The organism is Pseudooceanicola sp. NS-SX9 (genome assembly GCF_057380705.1).
The window spans coordinates 1,722,394-1,741,955 of record NZ_CM170818.1 but is presented as its reverse complement, the minus strand read 5'-3'; the positions used below and the strand labels follow the sequence as shown (position 1 = coordinate 1,741,955).

The 19,562-nt window shown below is 68.8% G+C and carries 17 protein-coding genes and 2 pseudogenes; 11 read left to right on the top strand and 8 right to left on the bottom strand.

The window, feature by feature from the left end; translation table 11 throughout:
* Window positions 1-35 precede the first annotated feature (35 nt).
* The 4 genes from AC2ITM_RS08310 to AC2ITM_RS08295 all read right to left on the bottom strand — a co-directional run bounded on the left by AC2ITM_RS08310 (window position 36) and on the right by AC2ITM_RS08295 (window position 4,691).
* The gene (locus AC2ITM_RS08310) at window positions 36-1,007 is read right to left on the bottom strand and encodes a PPC domain-containing DNA-binding protein (RefSeq protein ID WP_486469342.1); all 972 of its coding nucleotides are present in this window, start codon (window positions 1,005-1,007) and stop codon (window positions 36-38) included.
* Window positions 1,004-2,617 carry an acyl-CoA synthetase gene (locus AC2ITM_RS08305; RefSeq protein WP_486469341.1) on the bottom strand — a complete coding sequence of 538 codons (1,614 nt, stop codon included), beginning with the start codon at window positions 2,615-2,617 and terminating at the stop codon, window positions 1,004-1,006. The genes AC2ITM_RS08310 and AC2ITM_RS08305 overlap by 4 nt, the downstream gene beginning before the upstream one ends.
* Window positions 2,614-3,786 carry an acetyl-CoA acetyltransferase gene (locus AC2ITM_RS08300; RefSeq protein WP_486469340.1) on the bottom strand — a complete coding sequence of 391 codons (1,173 nt, stop codon included), beginning with the start codon at window positions 3,784-3,786 and terminating at the stop codon, window positions 2,614-2,616. Before AC2ITM_RS08300 ends, AC2ITM_RS08305 begins: the two co-directional genes overlap by 4 nt.
* A gap of 62 nt (window positions 3,787-3,848) precedes the next feature.
* Complete coding sequence (locus AC2ITM_RS08295; RefSeq protein ID WP_486469339.1) at window positions 3,849-4,691, bottom strand: IclR family transcriptional regulator; 843 nt, start codon at window positions 4,689-4,691, stop codon at window positions 3,849-3,851.
* Window positions 4,692-4,975: 284 nt separating this feature from the next.
* Between AC2ITM_RS08295 and AC2ITM_RS08290 the strand changes: the two genes are divergently transcribed.
* The 4 genes and pseudogenes from AC2ITM_RS08290 to AC2ITM_RS08275 all read left to right on the top strand — a co-directional run.
* Window positions 4,976-5,983: a DctP family TRAP transporter solute-binding subunit gene (locus AC2ITM_RS08290; protein WP_486469338.1), complete on the top strand. Its 1,008-nt coding sequence runs from the start codon at window positions 4,976-4,978 to the stop codon at window positions 5,981-5,983.
* An 85-nt stretch (window positions 5,984-6,068) separates the two neighbouring features.
* Window positions 6,069-6,584 (top strand): TRAP transporter small permease, encoded by a 516-nt coding sequence (locus AC2ITM_RS08285; protein ID WP_486469337.1) that lies wholly within the window; start codon window positions 6,069-6,071, stop codon window positions 6,582-6,584.
* A complete protein-coding gene (locus tag AC2ITM_RS08280; protein WP_486469336.1) occupies window positions 6,577-7,902 on the top strand; it encodes a TRAP transporter large permease in 1,326 nt (441 codons plus the stop codon). The genes AC2ITM_RS08285 and AC2ITM_RS08280 overlap by 8 nt, the downstream gene beginning before the upstream one ends.
* An 82-nt stretch (window positions 7,903-7,984) precedes the next feature.
* Window positions 7,985-8,275: pseudogene (locus AC2ITM_RS08275) on the top strand (transposase); the annotation flags it as partial.
* A 353-nt stretch (window positions 8,276-8,628) separates the two neighbouring features.
* On the opposite strand, the gene AC2ITM_RS08270 reads toward AC2ITM_RS08275, so the two are convergent.
* Window positions 8,629-11,040 (bottom strand): putative bifunctional diguanylate cyclase/phosphodiesterase, encoded by a 2,412-nt coding sequence (locus AC2ITM_RS08270; protein ID WP_486469335.1) that lies wholly within the window; start codon window positions 11,038-11,040, stop codon window positions 8,629-8,631.
* A 478-nt stretch (window positions 11,041-11,518) separates the two neighbouring features.
* On the opposite strand from AC2ITM_RS08270, the gene AC2ITM_RS08265 reads away from it, so the two are divergent.
* Complete coding sequence (locus tag AC2ITM_RS08265) at window positions 11,519-12,049, top strand: hypothetical protein (RefSeq protein WP_486469334.1); 531 nt, start codon at window positions 11,519-11,521, stop codon at window positions 12,047-12,049.
* 18 nt (window positions 12,050-12,067) lie between these two features.
* Here AC2ITM_RS08265 and AC2ITM_RS08260 read toward each other — a convergent pair whose 3' ends face one another.
* The 3 genes from AC2ITM_RS08260 to AC2ITM_RS08250 all read right to left on the bottom strand — a co-directional run bounded on the left by AC2ITM_RS08260 (window position 12,068) and on the right by AC2ITM_RS08250 (window position 15,214).
* Complete coding sequence (locus AC2ITM_RS08260) at window positions 12,068-13,006, bottom strand: hypothetical protein (protein ID WP_486469333.1); 939 nt, start codon at window positions 13,004-13,006, stop codon at window positions 12,068-12,070.
* 10 nt (window positions 13,007-13,016) lie between these two features.
* Window positions 13,017-14,528, bottom strand: coding sequence for an N-6 DNA methylase (locus AC2ITM_RS08255; protein WP_486469332.1), 1,512 nt, complete (start codon window positions 14,526-14,528; stop codon window positions 13,017-13,019).
* 257 nt (window positions 14,529-14,785) lie between these two features.
* Complete coding sequence (locus AC2ITM_RS08250; protein ID WP_486469331.1) at window positions 14,786-15,214, bottom strand: ester cyclase; 429 nt, start codon at window positions 15,212-15,214, stop codon at window positions 14,786-14,788.
* Between the two features lie 99 nt (window positions 15,215-15,313).
* On the opposite strand from AC2ITM_RS08250, the gene AC2ITM_RS08245 reads away from it, so the two are divergent.
* From AC2ITM_RS08245 to AC2ITM_RS08220, 6 genes and pseudogenes are all read left to right on the top strand, one after another.
* Window positions 15,314-15,748, top strand: coding sequence for a MarR family winged helix-turn-helix transcriptional regulator (locus AC2ITM_RS08245; RefSeq protein ID WP_486469330.1), 435 nt, complete (start codon window positions 15,314-15,316; stop codon window positions 15,746-15,748).
* 297 nt (window positions 15,749-16,045) lie between these two features.
* Window positions 16,046-16,546 (top strand): hypothetical protein, encoded by a 501-nt coding sequence (locus AC2ITM_RS08240; RefSeq protein WP_486469329.1) that lies wholly within the window; start codon window positions 16,046-16,048, stop codon window positions 16,544-16,546.
* A 621-nt stretch (window positions 16,547-17,167) separates the two neighbouring features.
* On the top strand, window positions 17,168-17,368 hold the full coding sequence (locus tag AC2ITM_RS08235; RefSeq protein WP_486469328.1) for a hypothetical protein: 201 nt from the start codon (window positions 17,168-17,170) through the stop codon (window positions 17,366-17,368).
* Window positions 17,369-18,298: 930 nt separating this feature from the next.
* Window positions 18,299-18,652 carry a transposase gene (locus AC2ITM_RS08230; protein WP_486469327.1) on the top strand — a complete coding sequence of 118 codons (354 nt, stop codon included), beginning with the start codon at window positions 18,299-18,301 and terminating at the stop codon, window positions 18,650-18,652.
* Entirely contained in the window at window positions 18,646-18,999 is a 354-nt protein-coding gene (gene tnpB, locus AC2ITM_RS08225; protein WP_486469326.1) for an IS66 family insertion sequence element accessory protein TnpB, read from the top strand. Before AC2ITM_RS08230 ends, tnpB begins: the two co-directional genes overlap by 7 nt.
* Before the next feature lie 115 nt (window positions 19,000-19,114).
* A pseudogene (locus AC2ITM_RS08220) lies at window positions 19,115-19,453 on the top strand (transposase domain-containing protein); the annotation flags it as partial.
* Window positions 19,454-19,562 lie beyond the last annotated feature (109 nt).

Sequence of the window (19,562 nt, the reverse complement as noted above, 5' to 3'; positions counted from 1 at the left end):
ACACTCCTCCTGTCCATGCGATGACGCGGCGGGCCTCAGGCGGCCAGCAGCACCAGTTCCGAGGTGACCGAGACGCGCCCGCAGCCGGGGGCCAGCACGCCTTCGAAGCAGTTCGCGGCGCTGTCGATCACCGCGATCTCCAGCAGGGCCTCCTCTGGCCCTGCCGTTCCCTGCCGCAGCAGGAATTCGCTGACCGGATCCTGCATGGTCGCAAATCCGGCAAAGCCCGCGCCGTTCAGGCTGCCCAGGCCCAGCACCCGGGCCCGCCGCAGCCCATGCGCCCGGCACAGCGCCATGCACAGGGCGGGCAGGTCCTCGTTCGGGCGGGCGGTGACCACGATGGCCTCGGGGGGTGAACCGGCCGGGGCCCCCGGGCCTTCGGCGCGAAACAGATCGAAGCGGGTTTCCGGGTCGGCGCGGCGTTCCAGCCGGGCATCGCGGAACCCCAGGGCCCGCAGCCGCTGACCGGCGGCGGGCCAGCTGCGATCGCCCAGCAGATGGCCCATGGCCGGGCGGCCGTCGGCCAGGCGCCAGGTGCCGTGGCAATGGATCGCCCCCGCCCCGCCGCTGCGCCCGACCGAGACATGCCCGCACAGCATCCTGACCGGCCCCTGCGGGCTGCGCGGCGCCGAATACCAGGCCAGCCGGTCGGGGAATTCCGAGGTCGCCGGGATCACGTAGTCCATCCGGTCGAAGGCCAGTTCCCCGATCGTCAGGCAGCCCGCCGCCAGCTGACGCTGCGCAAAGGCCTGGGTGATCGCGGTTTCGAAGGGCTGGCGGCCGTCAAGCGCGATGTCGAAGGCCTCCAGCCGGGTCGTCACCGCGTCGAAACGCGGCTGCTGCAGCGGTCCGGGATGCCGCAGCGGCGGCCGCACCCCGGGCCGCGCGCCCCCTGCATCTGCCGGCGGTGGCGGATCGGATCGCGCCCGGCCGGGGCTTTCGGCCCGCAGATCCGGCTCGGGCCGGGCGGGATCTGGCACCGGGGCACCGGCAACCGGCGCGGTCATGCCGGTTCCCCGATCACCAGCAGGCCGCGTTCCACCAGCGTGTCCCGGATCAGCTTCTTGGTGATCTTGCCGTAGCTGGTCTTCGGCATCTCGTCGAAGAAGAACACCTGCCGGGGCAGCTTGTAGCTGCTGACCTTGCCCTGCAGGAAGGCCGTCACCTCTTCGGCGCTCATCCGGGTGCCGGGGCGGGTGACGCAGACCGCCACGCCGACCTCGCCCCATTTCGGATCCGGCACGCCCAGGATCGCCACCTCGGTCAGCGCCTCGTGGGTCAGCAGCTTTTCCTCGATCTCGCGCGGGTAGACGTTCGAGCCGCCCGAGATGTACATGTCCGAGCTGCGCCCGGTGATGTAAAGGTAGCCCTCGGCATCCAGATGCCCCAGGTCGCCGGTGCGGAACCAGCCGTTGCGGAAGGATTTCGCATTGGCCTCGGGGTTGTTGTAATAGCCGGCAAAGACCGCCGGGCCGCAGACGCAGATCTCGCCGGTCTCGAAGGGCTGCAGCTCCTGTCCGGCCTCGTCCTGGATCGAGACCTGCATCCCCGTGCGCTCGACCCCGCAAGAGCCAAGGCGCATCGCCGCGTCCTCGATGTGATGGTCCGACGGTGGCAGCACGGTGATGTTGCCGGTCACCTCGCCCAGGCCGAAATACTGCACCAGCACCGGCCCCAGCACCTGCAGCGCCCGCACCTGGTCGGCGCGGTACATCGGCGCCCCGGCATAGATCACGTGCCGCAGGCTGGAGCGGTCGAACCGGGCGACCGAGGGGTCCTCGACCAGCATCTTCACGATGGTGGGCACGGTGAACATGTTGGTGACGCCGCAGGTCTCGACCAGGCGCCAGGCCTCGGCCACCTCGAAGCGCCCGGCCGGCATCAGAACGGTGCGCCCGCCCGCCGCCAGCTTGACCAGCTGGTGGATGCCCGCGCCATGCGACAGCGGCGCCACCACCAGCGACACGTCATGCGGCCCCGATCCCGGCATCAGGTCATTGAGGTGGTTGAGCACCACGAAGGACATCTGCCCATGGGTCAGCACCGCCGCCTTCGGCCGCCCGGTGGTGCCCGAGGTGAAGAAGAACCAGCACGGATCGTCGCGATCCACCGCCGCATTCGCCACCGTCTGCCCCAGGAAGGCCGCCACCAGCGCGTCGTGGCTGTCGGGTCCGCCGCCGCCGATGCGGATCACCTGGCCGATGCCGCAGGCGGCGACATGATCGGGGAATTCCGACCCGCAGATCATCAGCTCGGCCCCCGAGGACTGCGCCAGCCAGGCGACCTCCTCCGGGCTCTGCCGGAAATTCGTCGGCACCCAGACCGCCCCCAGCCGGAAACAGGCCAGCATGGTCTCGAACATCTGGTTGCAGTTCTGCGACTGCACCAGCACGCGGCTGCCCTTGCGGATGCCGAACCGCGCCTGCATGGCGGCGGCCAGCGCCGAGACGCGGGCGTCCAGCTCGGCCCAGCTCCAGTCTTGGCCCTGCCAGCTCAGGGCGATGCGGTCGGGATGGCGGCGGGCATTGCGGGTCAGGAAATGCGCCAGGTTCGACACCCGGGTCGACCGCGGCGCCAGGCCGCCCAGCGGATCGGGCGAGGTGGATGCAAAGCTCATTTCACGCGCTCCAGGATCGAGCAGTAGTTGGCCACGGCCGCCCCGCCCATGTTGAAGACACCGGCGATGTTGGCATTGGCCGCCTGCAGCCCCTCGGGGGCCTCGCCCGCCAGCTGCATCGCCGCCATGACATGCATCGACACGCCGGTGGCGCCGATCGGATGGCCCTTGGATTTCAGACCGCCCGACAGGTTCACCGGCAGGCGGCCGCCGGGCTGGGTGATGCCGTCGCGGATCACGTCGGCGCCGCGCCCGGGCGCCGCAAGGCCCATGGCCTCGTATTCGATCAGCTCGGCGATGGTGAAGCAGTCATGGGTCTCGACCAGATCGAGATCATCGAGCGTCAGCCCCGCCGCCGCCAGCGATCCCGCCCAGGCGCGGCGCGGGCCGTCAAAGGCGATGGGATCGCGCCGCGACAGCGCCAGCACGTCGTTGGTGTGGGTGGTGGCCCGGAAGGCCACGGCGCGCGGCAGATCCGCCGCCACCCGCGCCGACACCACCACCAGCGCCGCCGCCCCGTCCGAGATCAGCGAGCAGTCGGTGCGCCGCAACGGCCGGGCGACATAGGGGTTGCGCTCCGAGACCTCGTTGCACTGCGCCACGCTGAAGGCCTTTTGCATATGCGCATAGGGGTTGTGGGCGCCGTTGGCATGGTTTTTCGCCGCGATCATCGCCAGCGCCTCGGACTGGTCGCCATGGGCCTGGAAATAGCTGGCGGCGATGCGCCCGAACAACCCGGCGAAACCGCCTGCCACCCCGGCTTCCTCGGGGCACCAGCTGGCGCCCAGCAGGATCTCTCCGACCTCGGCCGTGGGCAGGGCCGTCATCTTCTCGACCCCGATCACCAGCGCCACCTCGCCGCGGCCGGCCTCGATGAAATCCAGCGCCGCATAGAGCGCGGCCGAACCGGTGGCACAGGCGTTCTCGTAGCGGGTGGCGGGCACATGGGCCAGTTCAGAGGCCACCATGCCCGGCAGCGCCGCCTGGAAATCCTGCCGCGAAAAGCCGTTGTTCATGCAGCCCACGAAGATGCCGTCGACCTGGGATGCGGGCAGGCCCGCATGTTCCAGCGCGGGCAGCGCGACCTCGGCCATCAGGCCGGCCGTGTCCGGCGCCTCCGAGCGGCCAAAGCGCGTGTGCGCCCAGCCGGTGATCCGTGCCGTAACCATTTTTCTCTCCTCCTGTGTTGCCACCGGCGAAGGGCCCTCCTGCCCCGCGCCGGCCGTCGTCGCTAACGCGCCGGGGTGCCCTCCTTCGGCCGCATCCGGGCAAAGACCTTGGCCAGGCGCGCCTCGACCTGGGTCACCGCCTCGGCGATCTGGCCCGCCACCTCCTGCTGGCGCAGCGGATCCAGCCGGCTGTCGATCGCCGCCACGCTGAGCGCGCCGCCGATGCTGCCGTCGGGCATTCGGATCACCTGGCCCACCGCCCAGCTGTTGGCCAGCACCATGCCGGGGTTCAGCGCCCAGCCGCGCGTGCGCGTCTGATCCACCGCCGCGCGCAGCAGCGCCGGCGAGACCCGCGGATATTCCGCCTGCATCAGCGCATCGTTCTGTTCCAGGATCTCGTCGATCTCGTCATCCTCCAGCGCCGCCAGCATCGACAGCGACCCCGCCCCGACCCCCAGCGGATGCCGGTAGCCCACCTGCAGCGCCTGCACGCGGATCGGAAAGCTGCCCTCGGCCTTGTGCACGCAAAGCGAAAACGCATCGCGGCGCAGCGACAGGAAGGCGGTGTCCTCGGTGCGCTTGGCCAGCTGCTCGACGCTGCCATGGGCCACGTCCACCAGCCCGAACCGCCGCGCCGCCAGCGTGCCCAGCACATAGGTTTCCTCGCCCAGCAGGTAGCAGCGCGTGCGGGGATCCTGCTCGACCATGCCGGCATGGATCAGCGACAGCAGCAGCCGCCGCGCCGTCGGCCGGCTGAGGCCGGTTTCCTCGACGATCTCGCCCAGCCCCAGCCCGCCATCCGGGTTGCGCCCGATCAGCGGCAGCAGGCCCAGCGCGCGGGCGACGCTTTGCGCCCCGGCCACGGCACCCTCGGCTTCGGGCAGGCTTAGTCTGGGTTGCTTCATCAACAGGTCCAATTCTCGATCCGGGAACGAACGGGGCCGCCCCGGAGGGCTGCGGAGCGACCAAACGAGTCGCCTCCATGTCCACAATATGGACACATGTATAGGATGCGGGACGGGACAGTCCGGCGTCAAACCCTTTTTTCCCAGCGCAGGCCTGGCATATCCCACAAGAATGGGTATGCGATTTCCACCTTTGTAGAATTTCCTCTTGCAATGACGTCCACATTATGGCCGCTTTGGGGCGGCTGTTGGAGGACGGCCATTTTCACAGGGAGGACTGCGTGATGCATTTCACGAAACTGGCCGCCACGGCCATCTTTGCCGTGGCCTTTGGCCATGTGGCCGGCGCCGAGACGCTGCGCCTGTCGCACAACACCAGCGAAACGACGACCTGGCAGAAGGGCGCCGAGCGCTTTGCCGAGCTGGTCAAGGAGGACACCGGCGGCAAGATGACCGTGCGGATCTTCCCCAATGCGCAGCTGACCGGCGGTGACCAGATGAAGCAGGCCGAGATGGTCGGCCGCGGCTCGATCGATTTCGTTGTCACCTCGGCGATCAACGTGACGCCTCTGGTGCCCGAGATGGCCGTGTTCTCGCTGCCCTATCTCTATGCCAATTACAACGAGGTCGATGCCACGACCGAAGGCGATCCCGGCCGCAAGATGGGCGAGATCCTGGAGGGGCACGGGCTGCATCTTCTGGCCTGGGGCGAGAACGGCTTTCGCGAGATCACCAACAACGTCCATCCGATCACCCGCCCCGAGGATCTGAAGGGGCTGAAGATCCGTGTCGCCGGGCCGATGTACATCGACGTGATGAACGAACTGGGCGCCAACCCCCAGCAGATGCAGTGGACCGAGACCTATTCCGCGCTGCAGCAGGGCGTGGTCGATGGCCAGGAGAACCCGATCGGTGCCGTGATCATCCCCCAGCGCGTCTATGAGGTGCAGAAGTACATCACGCCCTGGCACTATTCCTACGATCCGATCTTCATCGCGGTCAGCGAAAAGCGCTGGTCGGGCTGGGATGCCAAGACCCAAGCCATGGTCACCGATGCCGCGCAGCAGGCCATGACCTACCAAAAGCAGATCACCCGCGAGGCCACCGCACAGGGGCTTGAGGTGCTGGCGCAGAAGGGCATGCAGATCCACGAGCCGACCGAGGACGAGCTGAAGGCCTTCAGGGCCGCGACCACCACCGCCTTCGGCACCTGGTCGGCCAAGGTCGGCCCGGATCTGGTGAAGCTGTTCCAGGACACCATCGCCACCAGCGACCAGGCGGCGCTGCAATGACCGCCGCAGGCGCGCCCCGGTGGCGCGCCGCTTCCCCTGCCTGTCCCGGAGGGGCCTCCCTCCGCCATCCGTTCCGGAGGGATCCATGAAACGGCTCTTAGACAATTTCGAAGCCTACGTCTGCTGCGCCCTGCTTCTGGCGATGACGGCCGTCGGCTTTGCCAATGTGGTGGTCCGCTACCTGACCAGCTATTCCTTTGCCGCCTCGCAGGAGCTGCTGCTGACCGGCTTCCTGCTGCTGACCGTCTTCGGCGCCTCCAGTGCCGCGCAGAAAGGCCAGCATCTGGCGGTGACCTTCTTTGCCGGGCTGTTCGGCCGCCGCGCTGAAATGGCGTTCAAGCTGTTCTCGGCCGCCTGTGGCGTTGCGCTCTTGCTGTTCACCGCCTGGTTCTGCCTGCAGCTGGTGGACAATCAGATCCGCTCTGGCGTCACCTCTCCCGGGTTGCAGGTGCCGGCATGGTACTATTCGGCCGGCCTGCCGCTGGGCTTTCTGCTGACCGCGCTGCGCACGCTGCAATTCGCCCTGTCGGATCTGGCGCGATACCGCAGCGGACAGGAACAGGATGTGAACATCGAAGGCGCGGAGTATCTCGATGCCTGAGCTGACCGCGGGCACGCAAATGCTGATCCTCTTCGCCGTTCTGCTGGCGGTACGGGTTCCGGTGGCCTTCTCGCTGGGACTGTCGTCGCTTTATGCGATGTGGCAGATGGGCTTTGGCCTCGACATGGTGGGGGATCTGATCTCGTCCGGGATCACCAAGTTCTCGTTGCTGGCGATCCCGTTCTTCATCCTGGCGGGCATGCTGATGGGCAGCGCCGGGCTGGCGGACCGGATGATCCGCTTTTTCCGCATCGCCATCGGCTCTCTGCCCGGCGGCATGGGGGTGGTCGGTGTCGTGGTCAGCCTGTTCTGGGGCGCAGTGTCCGGATCCGGCCCGGCCTCGGTCGCGGCCATCGGGCCGATGATCATGCGCGGCATGGTCGAGGACGGCTATTCCCGTGCCTATGCCGCAGCCCTGGTCTGCACCGGCGCGGCCCTTTCGATCGTCATCCCGCCCTCGATCGGGCTGGTGATCTACGGCGTCATCGCCGAGGTCTCGATCGGCAGCCTGTTCATCGCCGCCATCCTGCCGGGGGTGATGATGGGGGTCATGATGCTGGCCACCCTGCCCTTCGCCCGGCGCGGCAGCCCCCAGGTCCCCGAGGTCCTGGCACAGCGCCAGGCCGCCGAGGTCAACTGGAGCGATGCCCCCTGGCGCGTCCAGCTGTGGCACAGCTTCCGCGAGGCCTTCTGGGGTCTGCTGACCCCGGTGGTGATCCTGGGCGGCATCTATGTGGGTATCTTCACCCCCACCGAGGCCGCCATCGTCGCCGCCGTCTATGCCATGGTGCTGGGGCTGTTCGTCTACCGCTCGCTGTCGCTGCGGCGGTTGATGGAGACGGTGCAGGATGCCGCGCGCTCCTCGGCGGTGGTGCTGATGGTGGTGTGCTTTGCTGGGCTTTTCGGCTGGGTGATCACCGTCGATGACGTGGTGGGCCGCTATTCCGAGGCACTGCTGCATTTCTCGAACCAGCCGATGGTGATCCTGCTGGTGATCGCGGTGGTGCTGCTGGTGGCGGGCATGTTCATGGATGCCATCACCATCATGTTCATCTGCCTGCCGATCTTCCTGCCGGTGGTGCACCAGATGGGCTGGGATCCGGTCTGGTTCGGCATCTTCCTGTCGATCAACCTGGCCATTGGCCTGTTCACCCCGCCGGTCGGGATCAACCTGTTCGTCGCCGCCAACATCACCGGCCTGACGCTGGAGCGCATCGCCGCCGCTGCGCTGCCGTTCCTGATCACCAGCCTTGTGGGCATCGCGGTGATCGGTGGCTGGCAGGACCTGACAGGGTACCTGCTGAACTGGATGAAATAGCCCCAGCCTCGGGGGGACAGCGGGCGGCCCGGCCTCAGGCCAGGCCGCCCGTCAGCCAAGGGCGCCAGCCACAGGACGCTCATCCAAAAAGATCTTCTGCCCGAAAGCCGATGCCCAATATGTCACGCACGAGCCCCGTGAAGAGGCGCGCGAGTTCGCGAGGGAGTGCCGCAAGGCCAGGGCCTGCAAGGTGTCACGCGACAAGCGGAAAACGGTCGAGATGCTCTTTGCGCACCTCAAGCGCATCCTTGGTCTGACACGGCCGCGGCTACGCGGACCAAATGGCACCAGGGACGACTTCCTGCTCGCCGCCATCGCCAAGAACCTCCGAAAGCTCGCGAAGCATCAAACAGGAGGCCGCAGCATGAGCTGAACGGCCATCATACCGCCTTGAGGCGGAGGAACGGGCGATCGCCCGAATGCAACGGCCTGGCTCAGCGACGACGAGCCTCAAAATCGGCGTTCTCAGCCGACCTTTTCAACTACATCCGCCCAGAGGGGCCGTTTGGATATTGCCCATCCGCTGAACGCAGAACATCCAGAGAACCCCGGCATCACGCCCGCTGTCCGGCCCGCCACCAGTCTGCACTGGATGCCCCCGCCGCAGCCGGACGCCGCGCCATCGGACAGGGCGGCCCCGCACACCGGCACGGCGCTGCGCTATTGCAACCTCGTCCTGCTGGCCCGGTCACGACGCCACCCGCCCCCCCAATCCCATTGCGGGCCTCAGGCCGCCCGGCCACGGCAGTACGCGGCCACGGCACCCGTCGGCAGCGGCCGCGAGAACAGGAAGCCCTGGAAGGCATCGCAGCCGATCTCGGCCAGCAGGGCGTGTTGCTCGGGGGTTTCGACGCCCTCGGCAATGACCGACAGCTTCAGCCCCTGCGCCATGGCGGTGATCGCCGCCACCAGCGCCCGGCGCCGCGGATCCGCGGCCGCCGGCGCCACGAAGCCCCGGTCGATCTTCAGCGTGTCCCAGGGCAGCACCGGCAGGAACGACAGCGACGAATAGCCGGTGCCGAAATCATCCACCGCCAGCTGCACCCCCAACGCCTTCAGCCGTTCGAAGACCGGCAGCACCTCGCTCTCGCGGCCCAGGAAAACGGTCTCGGTCAGCTCGACCTGCAGGCGCCCGGGCGGCAGGCCGGTGGCCCGCAGCGCCTCGGCCACCTGCCCCACCATATCCGCCTCGCGCAGTTGCAGCGCCGAGACATTGACCGCCAGCTTGCCCACCGGCACCCCGGCCGCCAGCCAGGCCGCCCCGTCGCGGCAGGCCTGCCACAGCACGAAACGCCCCAGGGCGCCGATCAACCCGTGCTCTTCGGCCAGCGGGATGAATTCAGAAGGCGAGATCGGCCCCAGCTCCGGGTCGCGCCAGCGTGCCAGGGCCTCCAGGCCAAAGACCTGCCCGTCGCGGCCGATCTGCGGCTGATAGGCCACCGTCACCGCCCCGGCCCGCAGCACGCCATCCCCGGCCATCTGGGCGCTCAGCGCCTCGCGCAGCCGCAGCCCCAGGGCCAGGCGCCGCTGCGCCGCCCGGGTCAGCCCGGCATGATAGACCCCCAGCGTGCCCCGGGCGCGCTGCTTGACATCGTAAAGCGCCGCATCGGCACGGGCAAAGAGCGCCTCGCCCGTCTCTTCTGCACCCAGGCTGCCGCCCCAGGTCGCGCTCAGTGCCACCGCCGCACCGTTCTGCAGCCGAAAGGGCGCCTCCAGCAGCGCATTGCGCGCCGCGACCGCCGCCTGCAGACCCGCCGCATCGGCCCCCGGCAGCAGCAATGCGAATTCGTCACCGCCAATGCGGAACAGCGCGGGCCCGTCGCCGGGCACCGGCGCCTCCTGCAGCCGCTCTGCCACCTGCCGCAACAGCGCATCCCCCAGCAGATGCCCGAAGCTGTCGTTCACATCCTTGAACCGGTCCAGGTCCAGGATCGCCAGCGCCGCGGCGCCCTGCAGCCCACGCAGCGCCGCATCCAGCGCACGCCGGTTCGGCAGGCCCGTCAGCGCGTCATGCATCGCCAGGTGGTCAAGCTCGGCCTGGACGCGCTTTTGTTCCGAGATATCGGTCAGCGAACAGACAAAGGTCGCCTCGTCGCTGCCGCTGACCGGCACCGGGGTCACCGACAGAAGACCCTGAGCCTGCCGCCCGGCACCAAAGCGGACCTCGCCACGCCAGGCGGTGCCATCGCCGGGCGGCAGCGCCAGCCGCCGGCCGCCATGTTCGAACCAGCCGTCGGGCGTGGGCCCGCCCGCCCCGGTCAGCCGCAGGAAGGCCTCGTTGGCGCGCCGCAGCCTGCCATCCGCCCCCAGCACCGCCAGCCCTTCCTTGGCGCTGCGGAACACCGTCTCGGCCTGGCGCAGGGCCCGCGCGCTTTCGCTCAGTTCGCGGATCAGATCACTGGAGGTCGACACGAAGACCCGCCAGCTGAAGACATCCGCCCCGAGGTAGCTGACAAAGCGCTGCCGCCAGAGCGTCATGAACAGCACCAGCGGCACCGAGAAGGCCGTCGCGGACAGCACCTTGCCGCCCAGCCCGCCCCAGACCACCGCCACCACCTCGGGCGAGACGCCGAAGGCGATCAGCGGGAAGGCGATGCCATCGGCACAAAGCACCGCCACAAAGCCCGCCAGATAGGCCAGTTCGATCCAGGGCGCGCGCAGATGCCAGCGCTTCAGCCGCTCGAACCAGAAGAACAGGGCCAGAAGCTCGGTCAGGATCAGCCCTCCGCCCAGCAGGATCTGCGGCACCGACTGGCGGAACAGCGCCGCCGGCGTGCCGTTGGGATTGCTGATCCCCGGATCCGAAAGAGCGGCGCTGGCCAGACCCGAGAAGGCGATGTTGAACAGGTCCACCACGATCACCAGCCGGATCAGGTGGCGCAGGATGAAAATGTCGCGCTCGCTCAGCACGAACAGCACCGCCGTCATCATGAAGGCGCCGTAGCACAGGTTGCCCCCCGACACCGCCAGCCCCGGCGCCAGGGGCAGCCCGTAGGCATTGCCCAGAAAGCCGCCGATCAGCAGCAAAAGGGACAGATACAGGTAGAAATGCACCCTGCGCACCAGAGGCTCAAGCGTCGAGAAATACAGTGGAAACGCCGAGAACAGCACCACGTGCCCCAGAAACAATGCCGACATTGTGCCCCTTCGCGATCATCCTGAAGACGGGGCCAGTCACCTGCCCTGCGGGTCCTGCCTGACCCGGGCGCCCCCTGGCCGGCACGCTAGCCTCCGGCCCCTGCCGGGTCCAACCTTTTGGGCCCTGCCACCGGGCTTCCCCAAGGGACCTGCGCCCCCGGCGCCTCACCCGTGCCCGCCGGAGGGCCACCTGCGACATAGGGGGGGGCCAGCCGCCCTGCGGCAAGACCGGCGCAGACCCCAAGGACAGGACCGCGGGCAGCGGCGTGGTATCCCCCGCCTCGCCATCGCAAGGATCCCCCCCTGTCGACAGCCCCCGCGCCGGACGCGCATCGCCCGCCGGTAAGCATCGGGCGACCTGCGCCCCCTGCACCGCGCCCTGCCCGCCTGTCCGCAGCCCCCCGGGGCGCGGATCTTGCATTCAGGGGGGGTTCGCGGGATACCCCCGCGCATGCCCCCCGGAACGATCCATAGCCCCATGCCAAAGACCGACCACCTGAAGACCGACTGTTCGAAATGCGCCGCGCTGTGCTGCCTGGCGCTGGCCTTCGACAAGGGCAAGGACTTTGCCTTCGACAAGAACCCCGCCGAACCCTGCCGCAACCTCTCGGGGCATGGCTGTTCGATCCACGACCGGCTGGCCCAGGACGGCTTTGCCGGCTGCGTCGCCTATGATTGCCTGGGCGCCGGCAACCGGGTCGTGCAGGAGGTCTTCGCCGGGCGCTCCTGGCAGAGCGATCCGCGCCTCACCCGCCCGATGATGGAAGCCTTTTCCGCCATGCGCGAGGTCCACAGGCGCATCGACCTGCTGCGCGCCGCCGAAACCCTGCCGCTGACGCCACGCGACGACCAGAGGCGCCGGGAATTCCTCGACCGGCTGGAACGGCACCGCTGGAGCGGCCCCGAGCTGAACGACTTTGAGGTCGAGCTGGCGCTGGAGATCGACCTGTTCTTCCACGCGCTGCGCGATTGCCTGCCGGCAGAGCTCATGGAGGCCTGGCGCGGCTGATCCCCGCGCCGCGCCGCCTCAGGCCGCAGTGCGCAGCCGCCGCGCCCGCACATGCATGTTGACCGGCGTGTTGCGCAGCACATGCATCACCAGCCGGTCCAGGAAACCGGCCGGATCCAGCCCCTCGGGCACGCGGTCCGGCAGGATCTGCACCGCCGGCAGGCGCGCCAGCACCGCCTCCGGGTCCTCTGGCCCGGCGGCGGCATCCGGCCCCGCCGCATCGGCATAGTCGATCAGCAGGACGCAGGTGGCATGATAGGCGTCATCCTCGCGCCCCAGCTTGGCGATCTGGTCGAACAGCCATTCCGCGGTCTCGGGTTCCTTCTGCAGGATCGTCGCGCGAAGGCCGAACAGAAAGCCCAGCGCCGCAATCGGATGGCGCAGGCGCAGGTTCTTGGCATCGCCATAGGATTCCTCGATCCGGTTCGGAGCATTCTTGCCGAACGAGGAATCCATCCGCTTGGTCGAGATCAGCAACTCGGGGCCGGTGGCCCAGTCCGTCATGATCACATCGACCTGCTTAAGGTAGTTCTTGCCCAGGATCGACGCGCTGGAGGCCGTGACCCCCGGGATCGCGCCGGCTTTCGCCAGCCGGGCCAGAAGGCTGGCGCGCTCCTGGCGGGGCAGCGCGTTCAGCAGGTTCGCCACCGGCATCGGCAGGATGCGCGGATGTTCGGGACGCGGCCAGACCTGATCGGGGCCGAACCCCGCCCGGCGCAGCTCGTAACTGAGCCAGACATCAAGCGCCAGCGCCGGGATGCCCGATTGCGTCGCCGCCCCAAGATACAGTGGCACGCCCAGCAGCCGTTTCAGCACCTCGAAATCGGGGACGAAGCGCAGCGGGCCCTCGGGGGGGCGCTGCCAGGGGTTGCTGTGTTCCCCCCCGGGGGCAGCCATCGCCACGATATGGTCGAACAGCGGCCAGGCCCGGGATTTCAACGAGATATCAGTCGCCATAAGGCCCCCTTCAGCGCCCCTGGGGGCGCGGATCGGCGGTGTAGTGGCGCCAGTGCTGCAGCTCGGTGACGCTTTGGCGCGCCAGTTCGACATCCAGATCCGCCAGCGCGTCCGGGTCCGGGATGGCAATCCGGGCGGCCTCGCGCGGCTCAAGCTTCAGCATGCCACCGCCCAGCGGATGCCCCTCGATCTCGCAGGACAGCTGGAAGAACGGCGTCGCCCGCGCGGCACCGATGGCGGCCATGTCGGCAGGATCGCTCAGCGTCAGGCAGTGCAACGTGTTCGGACAGGTCGCCCGGGCCTCGTTGCGCACCAGCCCGACCGCCCGGCCGGACATGTAGCTGAGGAAGAAATGCGGCACCTTCACATCCGGCACCGCATACCAGGGATCGCGCATGCGGCACTTGTAGGCCATGCGGGCCTCCTGGCCGGCGGGGCTGTCAAGATAGCGCTGCACCGCCGCCGGCACATCCTGGCCGCGGTGCAGCCGCAGCAGATGGATCGGCGCATCGGCCTTGATCAGGCGGGTCAGCGTCGCGCGGCTCAGGACCTCGGTGGGCAGCATGCGGCCATTGCGGATCGCCGGTTGCAGCAGCTTTGCCGGAATGCGCCAGCGGGCCACATCAGAGGGGCGCAGGTGGAAAAAGTCGTTCGCGCCGCTGACATAGCCGATCCCGACCGACCCCAGCGCGCCCAGCCGCCGGGTCGTCGGACGTTCGGCCAGATCGACATAAAGGGCACGCGCCCGGGCCGAGAACAGGAACGGGCGCAAACGGCGGTTCCAGGTCGTGCGCCAGTCCTCCAGCGGCACCTGCACCGAGACCTCGGGCGGCGCGTTCGAGGCGGTGAAACGCTCCAGCACCGTCATGCCGATCCGTCCGGTTCGCCCGCCCGCCCCTTCGGCATAAAGCAGCCAGCAGTCCTCGGACAGATCGGGGAACAGCTTTTCGCGCACCGCCACCACCTGGACATGGGCAAAGCGGTCGCACAGCCATTCGATCAGCGGTGCCGCATAGGGGGCATGGCCGATCTCGGCGGGCACGACAAAGGCCATGCGGCCACCCGGCCTGACCAGGCTGCCCGCCGCCACCAGAAACGGCGCCCAGGACGAGGCCAGCCCGCTGAACTGCGCGCCATGGCGGGCGCAAAGCTCCAGCGCGGCACGCCGGGCCTCGCCCTTGAAGCGCTGGTAGCGGATGAAGGGCGGGTTGCCCGCCGCGCAGTCAAAGCGCGCCTCGGTATGGGCGGCCCAGCGAAAGAAATCCCCTTCGTGCACCAGCGCCCCCGGGGCCTTGGCCTTGGCCACCGCAGCCGAGCGCGGATCCTGTTCGACGCCCACGGCATTGACATGCCCCATCAGAAAGCGCCCGTCGCCGCAGGACGGGTCCAGCATCACGTCCGTCTCGTCCCGCACGGCCCAGGACACCAGAGAGCGCACCACGGCATCCGGCGTGTAATAGGCGCCGTTCGCCTTGGCGTCCTCGGGGACATAGCTGGAGGGGTCTACGGGGGGGATCGTCATGCAGGCACATTGTCAGGGGCAGGTCAGAATTGTAACTGGAACATACGCGGAACAAAGCCCGGTGCCAACCGAAAGACGCAACGGCCCCCGGCGCATTGCGCGCACCGGCATGACACCGCCAGATCCGGCCTGTCGCACGTGTCCCCCTTCGGGCGGCTGCTCGGCATCCGCGCCCTGACCGGAACGAACGCCCCCGGCACCGCGCCGGGATGCGCCCCCCCGGAAGGCCGGGCGCCCCGCCAGTGCGGCGGACCCGGTCACGTCATGCCTGGTCCTGCCCCCTTGCCACCACCGCCGCCAGCGTGTTCAGCCCCCAATGTTCGGCATAACGCCCCCCGGCGACGCGCACGATGTCGATCACGTCGATGCGGATCGGCGCCCCCGTCGGCGCGGCCCCCAGCAGCGGCCCCCAGCAGCGGCCCCGTATGCAGCCCCTCGATGGATTTCCGGGTGGTGACCTTGGCCCCGTCGCTCAGCTGGTCATGGATCACCACCCGCAGCCCCGAGATCGCCGGCCGCAGCACCTGCTCGAAGGTGGTCCACATCCCTTCGGCGCCCGTCGGCGTCCCCGGCAGAGCGGCATGATTGACGAAATCCGCCGCCATCAACGCCTCGAAGGCCCGGCGATCACCCTGTTCGATGACTTCGCGGTTGAACCGGCGCACCACAGTTGCTGCATCGTCCATCGTCAACTCCTTTCGAATCTATACAGATATACTGTATAGATTATCTCTTGATCCCATGCACCTCAAACCGCTACCCCCTGGTCAGGACCGGAGGACCCGATGACCGAACCGCATGATCTTGAGCTGGCCGAGCAGATCCGACAGGCCACCGGCGCGCTGGTCCGCAAGGTGCGCCTGCACGCCGGAACACCGTCGGATGCGCGTCTGGCGACCCTTGGCCACCTGGACCGCGCCGAGCGCCCGCTGACCACGGCCCAGCTGGCCCGGCTGCGCGGCGTGACCCATCAGACCATGCGGGTGCTGCTGGCCGATCTCTCGGCCGGGGGGCTGATCACCGGAGCCCCGGATCCGGCCGATGCCCGGGCGGTGCGTTTTGCGGTGACCGAGGCCGGCCAGAGCCTGCTGCACCACGCCCGCGCGGCCCGGGCGGGCTGGATGGCGGATCTGTGGATCTCGGGGCTGACAGAGCAGGACAAGGCGGTGCTGCGCGCCGCCAGCCAGGTGATCGCCCGCTTCACCGCCCAGCCCGATTGACCGGCCGGTCCCGCCCGTCCTACCGGACGCCCCCCCGCGCAATCGGACGTTCCCGCGCAACCGGGCGCCCCAGCCCAACCGGACGCCGCCACTCAACCCGACGCCCCCGCACAACCGGTCGACTCCGCGCAACCCAACACCCCCGCCCAGCCAGACGCCCCCGCTCAACTGGCAGGATCACGCCGGGGCACCCGGCCCGAAGCAGCAAGCCGCCGGTCCGCCCTGCGATCCCGCAAGCTTTCGCCGACCCCCCGCCCGGATGTTGATTTCCGGCTGGGCCGCTGAATCCTTGTGGGCATGAGCCAGACCATACCTCTCGCGCTGCGCCCACTCCTTGCCTGCCTTGCTGCGGGCCTGCTGCTTTTGCCGCTCGGCAGCTGCGGGCCGCCCGACGATACCTCGACGGTGGTTCCCCAGGCCGAGGTCGTCCGCAAGGCCCGCCATGCCCTGACCGGTTTCAGCAAGACCCGCATGCGGATGTGCGCGGGCTTTCCCACCGCCACCGTCCAGATGGACGACGACACCGACATCTGGACCTATGCCAAGAGCGGCACGCGCAGCGGCGTCGCTGTCTCGCTGCCCTCGGTCGATGCCGGACCGCTGGAAGGGTCGGCCGGGACGGTTTCGGTCAGTGGCGGCGCGACCTGTTCGATGCAGGTGCGCTTTGTCGACGACAAGGTGGCCGAGGTCGATTTCGCCGGCGACAGCAACACCCATACCGAGCTTTACGCCTATTGCGTGCCGCTGGTCGATAATTGCGTCCGCGAGGCCCAGCTGAAACAAAAGCACAGGCGATAAGACGCCCCGCACGCCACCCGTCTGGAGAATGCCCATGGGGGCGCGCGGGTCTGCCCAAAACCTCGTCATCGCGCCTTGGAACCCGGCCCGGGCCCGGCCCGCCGATTGACGGCATCCGACCCGCCCCGCACCCTGATCCCGAGGCCGGGCACCATTCCCTGCGCCGTTCGGGATCCCTCACCGGCGGAACGGTGCTGGCCCGGTCTCAGCCCAGGCTCCCCGGATCGGATGGGCCGCCCCCAGCCAGCGCCGGGCTGTTCCTGCAGGACATTGGATCGTCCACATGCAGGCCCTCGGTTGCCCCTGTGACCGGGCGACGCGCGGCCGGCTCTTGACCTGGCACCGCGTTCGGCCAATCCCGCCTTTCCCTGACAGCCCGCGCCCGATATCGGCCGCCGCGACGCGCCGGGGCTGCTGGCGCCTTGCGGCCGCGTCCCACGCGTGCGCCATGGACCCGAGCCCCGGGGCTGCCTGCGTTCCCGGCGCCTGGCGCGGCTTTCTCCGGCGGGGTCTTCACCTTGCCGTGATTTTCCGGCCCGGTTCCATTATTTTGGCCTTGTCTGCCGGCGCGGACGCTTCCACCATCGCGCGGTTTTCATCAGCGCAGGCAGAGAGCCCGGCATGCCCCTGAACGGCCCACCCGAGGCAGTGAAGATCTACCTTCGAAGGCGGCTCGGCCCCTGCGCCGAGGACCTGCTGGTGGATTGCCTGGCCCTGGCCATCGTGCGCCGCCGCGACGAGATCGGCGATACGGTCGAGGAGGAGGCCGAAAACCTGATCCACGGGCTGGGCGGGCGGCCGCATATCTACCTGGTATCCTGACGCCTGCGGGACCTGCCCGGCCGCATCCGCAACAGGTCGTGTCGCAGAGCCCGGACCAACGCCCGAAGATGTCCCTTCCGTACAGGGCGACGGCAGGACATGCCCCGTTCCCGCCCCCTGCAGGCCGGTTGCGCCGATCCGCTTATCCAAAGGCCCGGCCGGGTGCCGCCCTGTGCGCCCCTCCGGCAGTTGACCTTCCCGATAGGCGGCGGCCCCGGCCGGCCCGTCCTGCGATCCGCGGGCCAGAGGCCTTATGATCCGCCGCGGAAAACGCTATCGCCCGGCGGGTCGGCACATCCAGATCCCGCCCGGGCCGCATTTTCCCGATCACGCAGGTCCGGCAGCAGGACGACCGCCGGCCCACCCCGGCAAAGGCGCAACGACGGCTGCGGCCCGGGCGGCAAGCGCTGGCAGACGCGGGCAGCGAAGGACCTGTCGCTTTCCGGTCCGGCGCCACATGCAACCTTCGCGACATCCTCAGCGAGAGCGAAGGGGCGCAACGACGGCTAAGTCTCTCGGATGTTCGACCGGCTGAGGCCCGCCGGCAACTCGGCACCGTCGGCGCCGAGTTCAAGACGCTGGGCGCCTCGGCCGAGGCCACCAACCACGAGGCGGGCCTGGCGGGCAAGGCCATCGAGCAGGCCGGTGCCGCCGCCCAGGGTGCCGCCCTCGGGGTGGCGGGCGCAGGCGCGTCCATGGCCTCCCTGGCCAACGAGGCGGCCAACGCCACCGCGCAAATCGGCCGAAATGCCATCGCCACCGCCGGGGCCCAGCAGCCCCTCACGGTCCTGGCAACCGCGACCCAGGCGAACACGCAGGCGTTCACCGCTCTGGCCGCCAGCATGTCAAGCTCGGACACGGCAATGCTCTCTGCCCGCAATGCAGCGACCGGCCTGACCCGGACGATCAGCGCCCAGACGGCAGCCGTGATTGCCGAGCAGCGCCCCTCGGCTGAAGGCGCAGGCGGTAGCCGAGACGCTGGAGCCCGGGGCGACGGTGTCGGGTGTCGCTGCGCGCTATGAGATCATGCCGAGCCAGCTGACGGCGTGGCGACGGCTCGCAAAGGACGGCAAGCTCATTTTGCCTGCGGTCGAGATCGACGAGGCGGTTTTCGCGCCTCTTGTCATCCGCGATGAGATCGCGGCTGCCTCTGAGCCCGAACTGCCCTGCGCCGGGGCACCGCTCAGGATTGTACGGGGTACGGTCGTCATCGAGCTCGCGCAGGATGTGCCTGTGTCCCGGATCGCCGAGGTCGTCCACGCCTTGGAGGCGCATCCATGTTGATGCCCTCGCAGGGCGTTCGGATCCTGGTGGCGACGAAGCCGGTGGACTTCCGGAAAGGCCATGACGGTCTCGCAGCCTTGGTCCAGTCGACGCTGGCCGAGGACCCATGCACCGGAACGGTCTTCGTGTTCCGCTCGAAGCGCGCCGACAGGTTAAAGATCCTGTTCTGGGACGGCAGCGGTTTGGTCATGGCTTACAAACGGTTGGAGGAAAGCAGCTTCACCTGGCCGGCGGTCCGCGACGGGGCGATGACGTTGAATAGAGCACAGTTCGAGGCCATGTTCGCCGGGCTGGACTGGCGCCGGGTGCGGTCACTGGAGGTCCGCCGTCCGGCTGTGGCAGAGTGACTCACCGCGCTGAATAGCCGGACATCGGCACCCCGGGCGCGGTATAACCCGCCCATGTCCAGCGCCCCGCCTATCGACCTGTCCGCGATCCCCGAGAGCCAGCGCGCCGCTGTGCGTCTCAGCCAAGTCGCGCCTTGGCGAGAAGCTGACCTACATCCACCGCCAGTGGGGCGGGCTGCAGACCTTTCTCCACGACGGCCGTGTCGAGATGGCCTCCAATTCCATCGAGAACTTGATCCGTCCGATTGACCTGACGCGAAAGAATGCGCTCTTCGCCGGCCACGACGAGGGCGGCCGCACCTGGGCCCGCATCGCCTCCCTGATCGCGACCGCGAAGATCAACGGCGTGGAGCCATTCGCTTATCTCAAAGCGACCCTGGAGGCGATCGCAGCTGGCCACCCGAACTCCAGGATCGATGAGCTCCTTCCCTGGAACTTCAGCAAGTCAACCTGATCCCCCATGGGGCGAAGACAGCGCTTACGTTTTTCCTGGATCTGAGGGGATGAACGGCAGATGGAGCGTAAGAGGGCGGAAATCGCCTCAGAGAGGCCCTGGCCCGCTA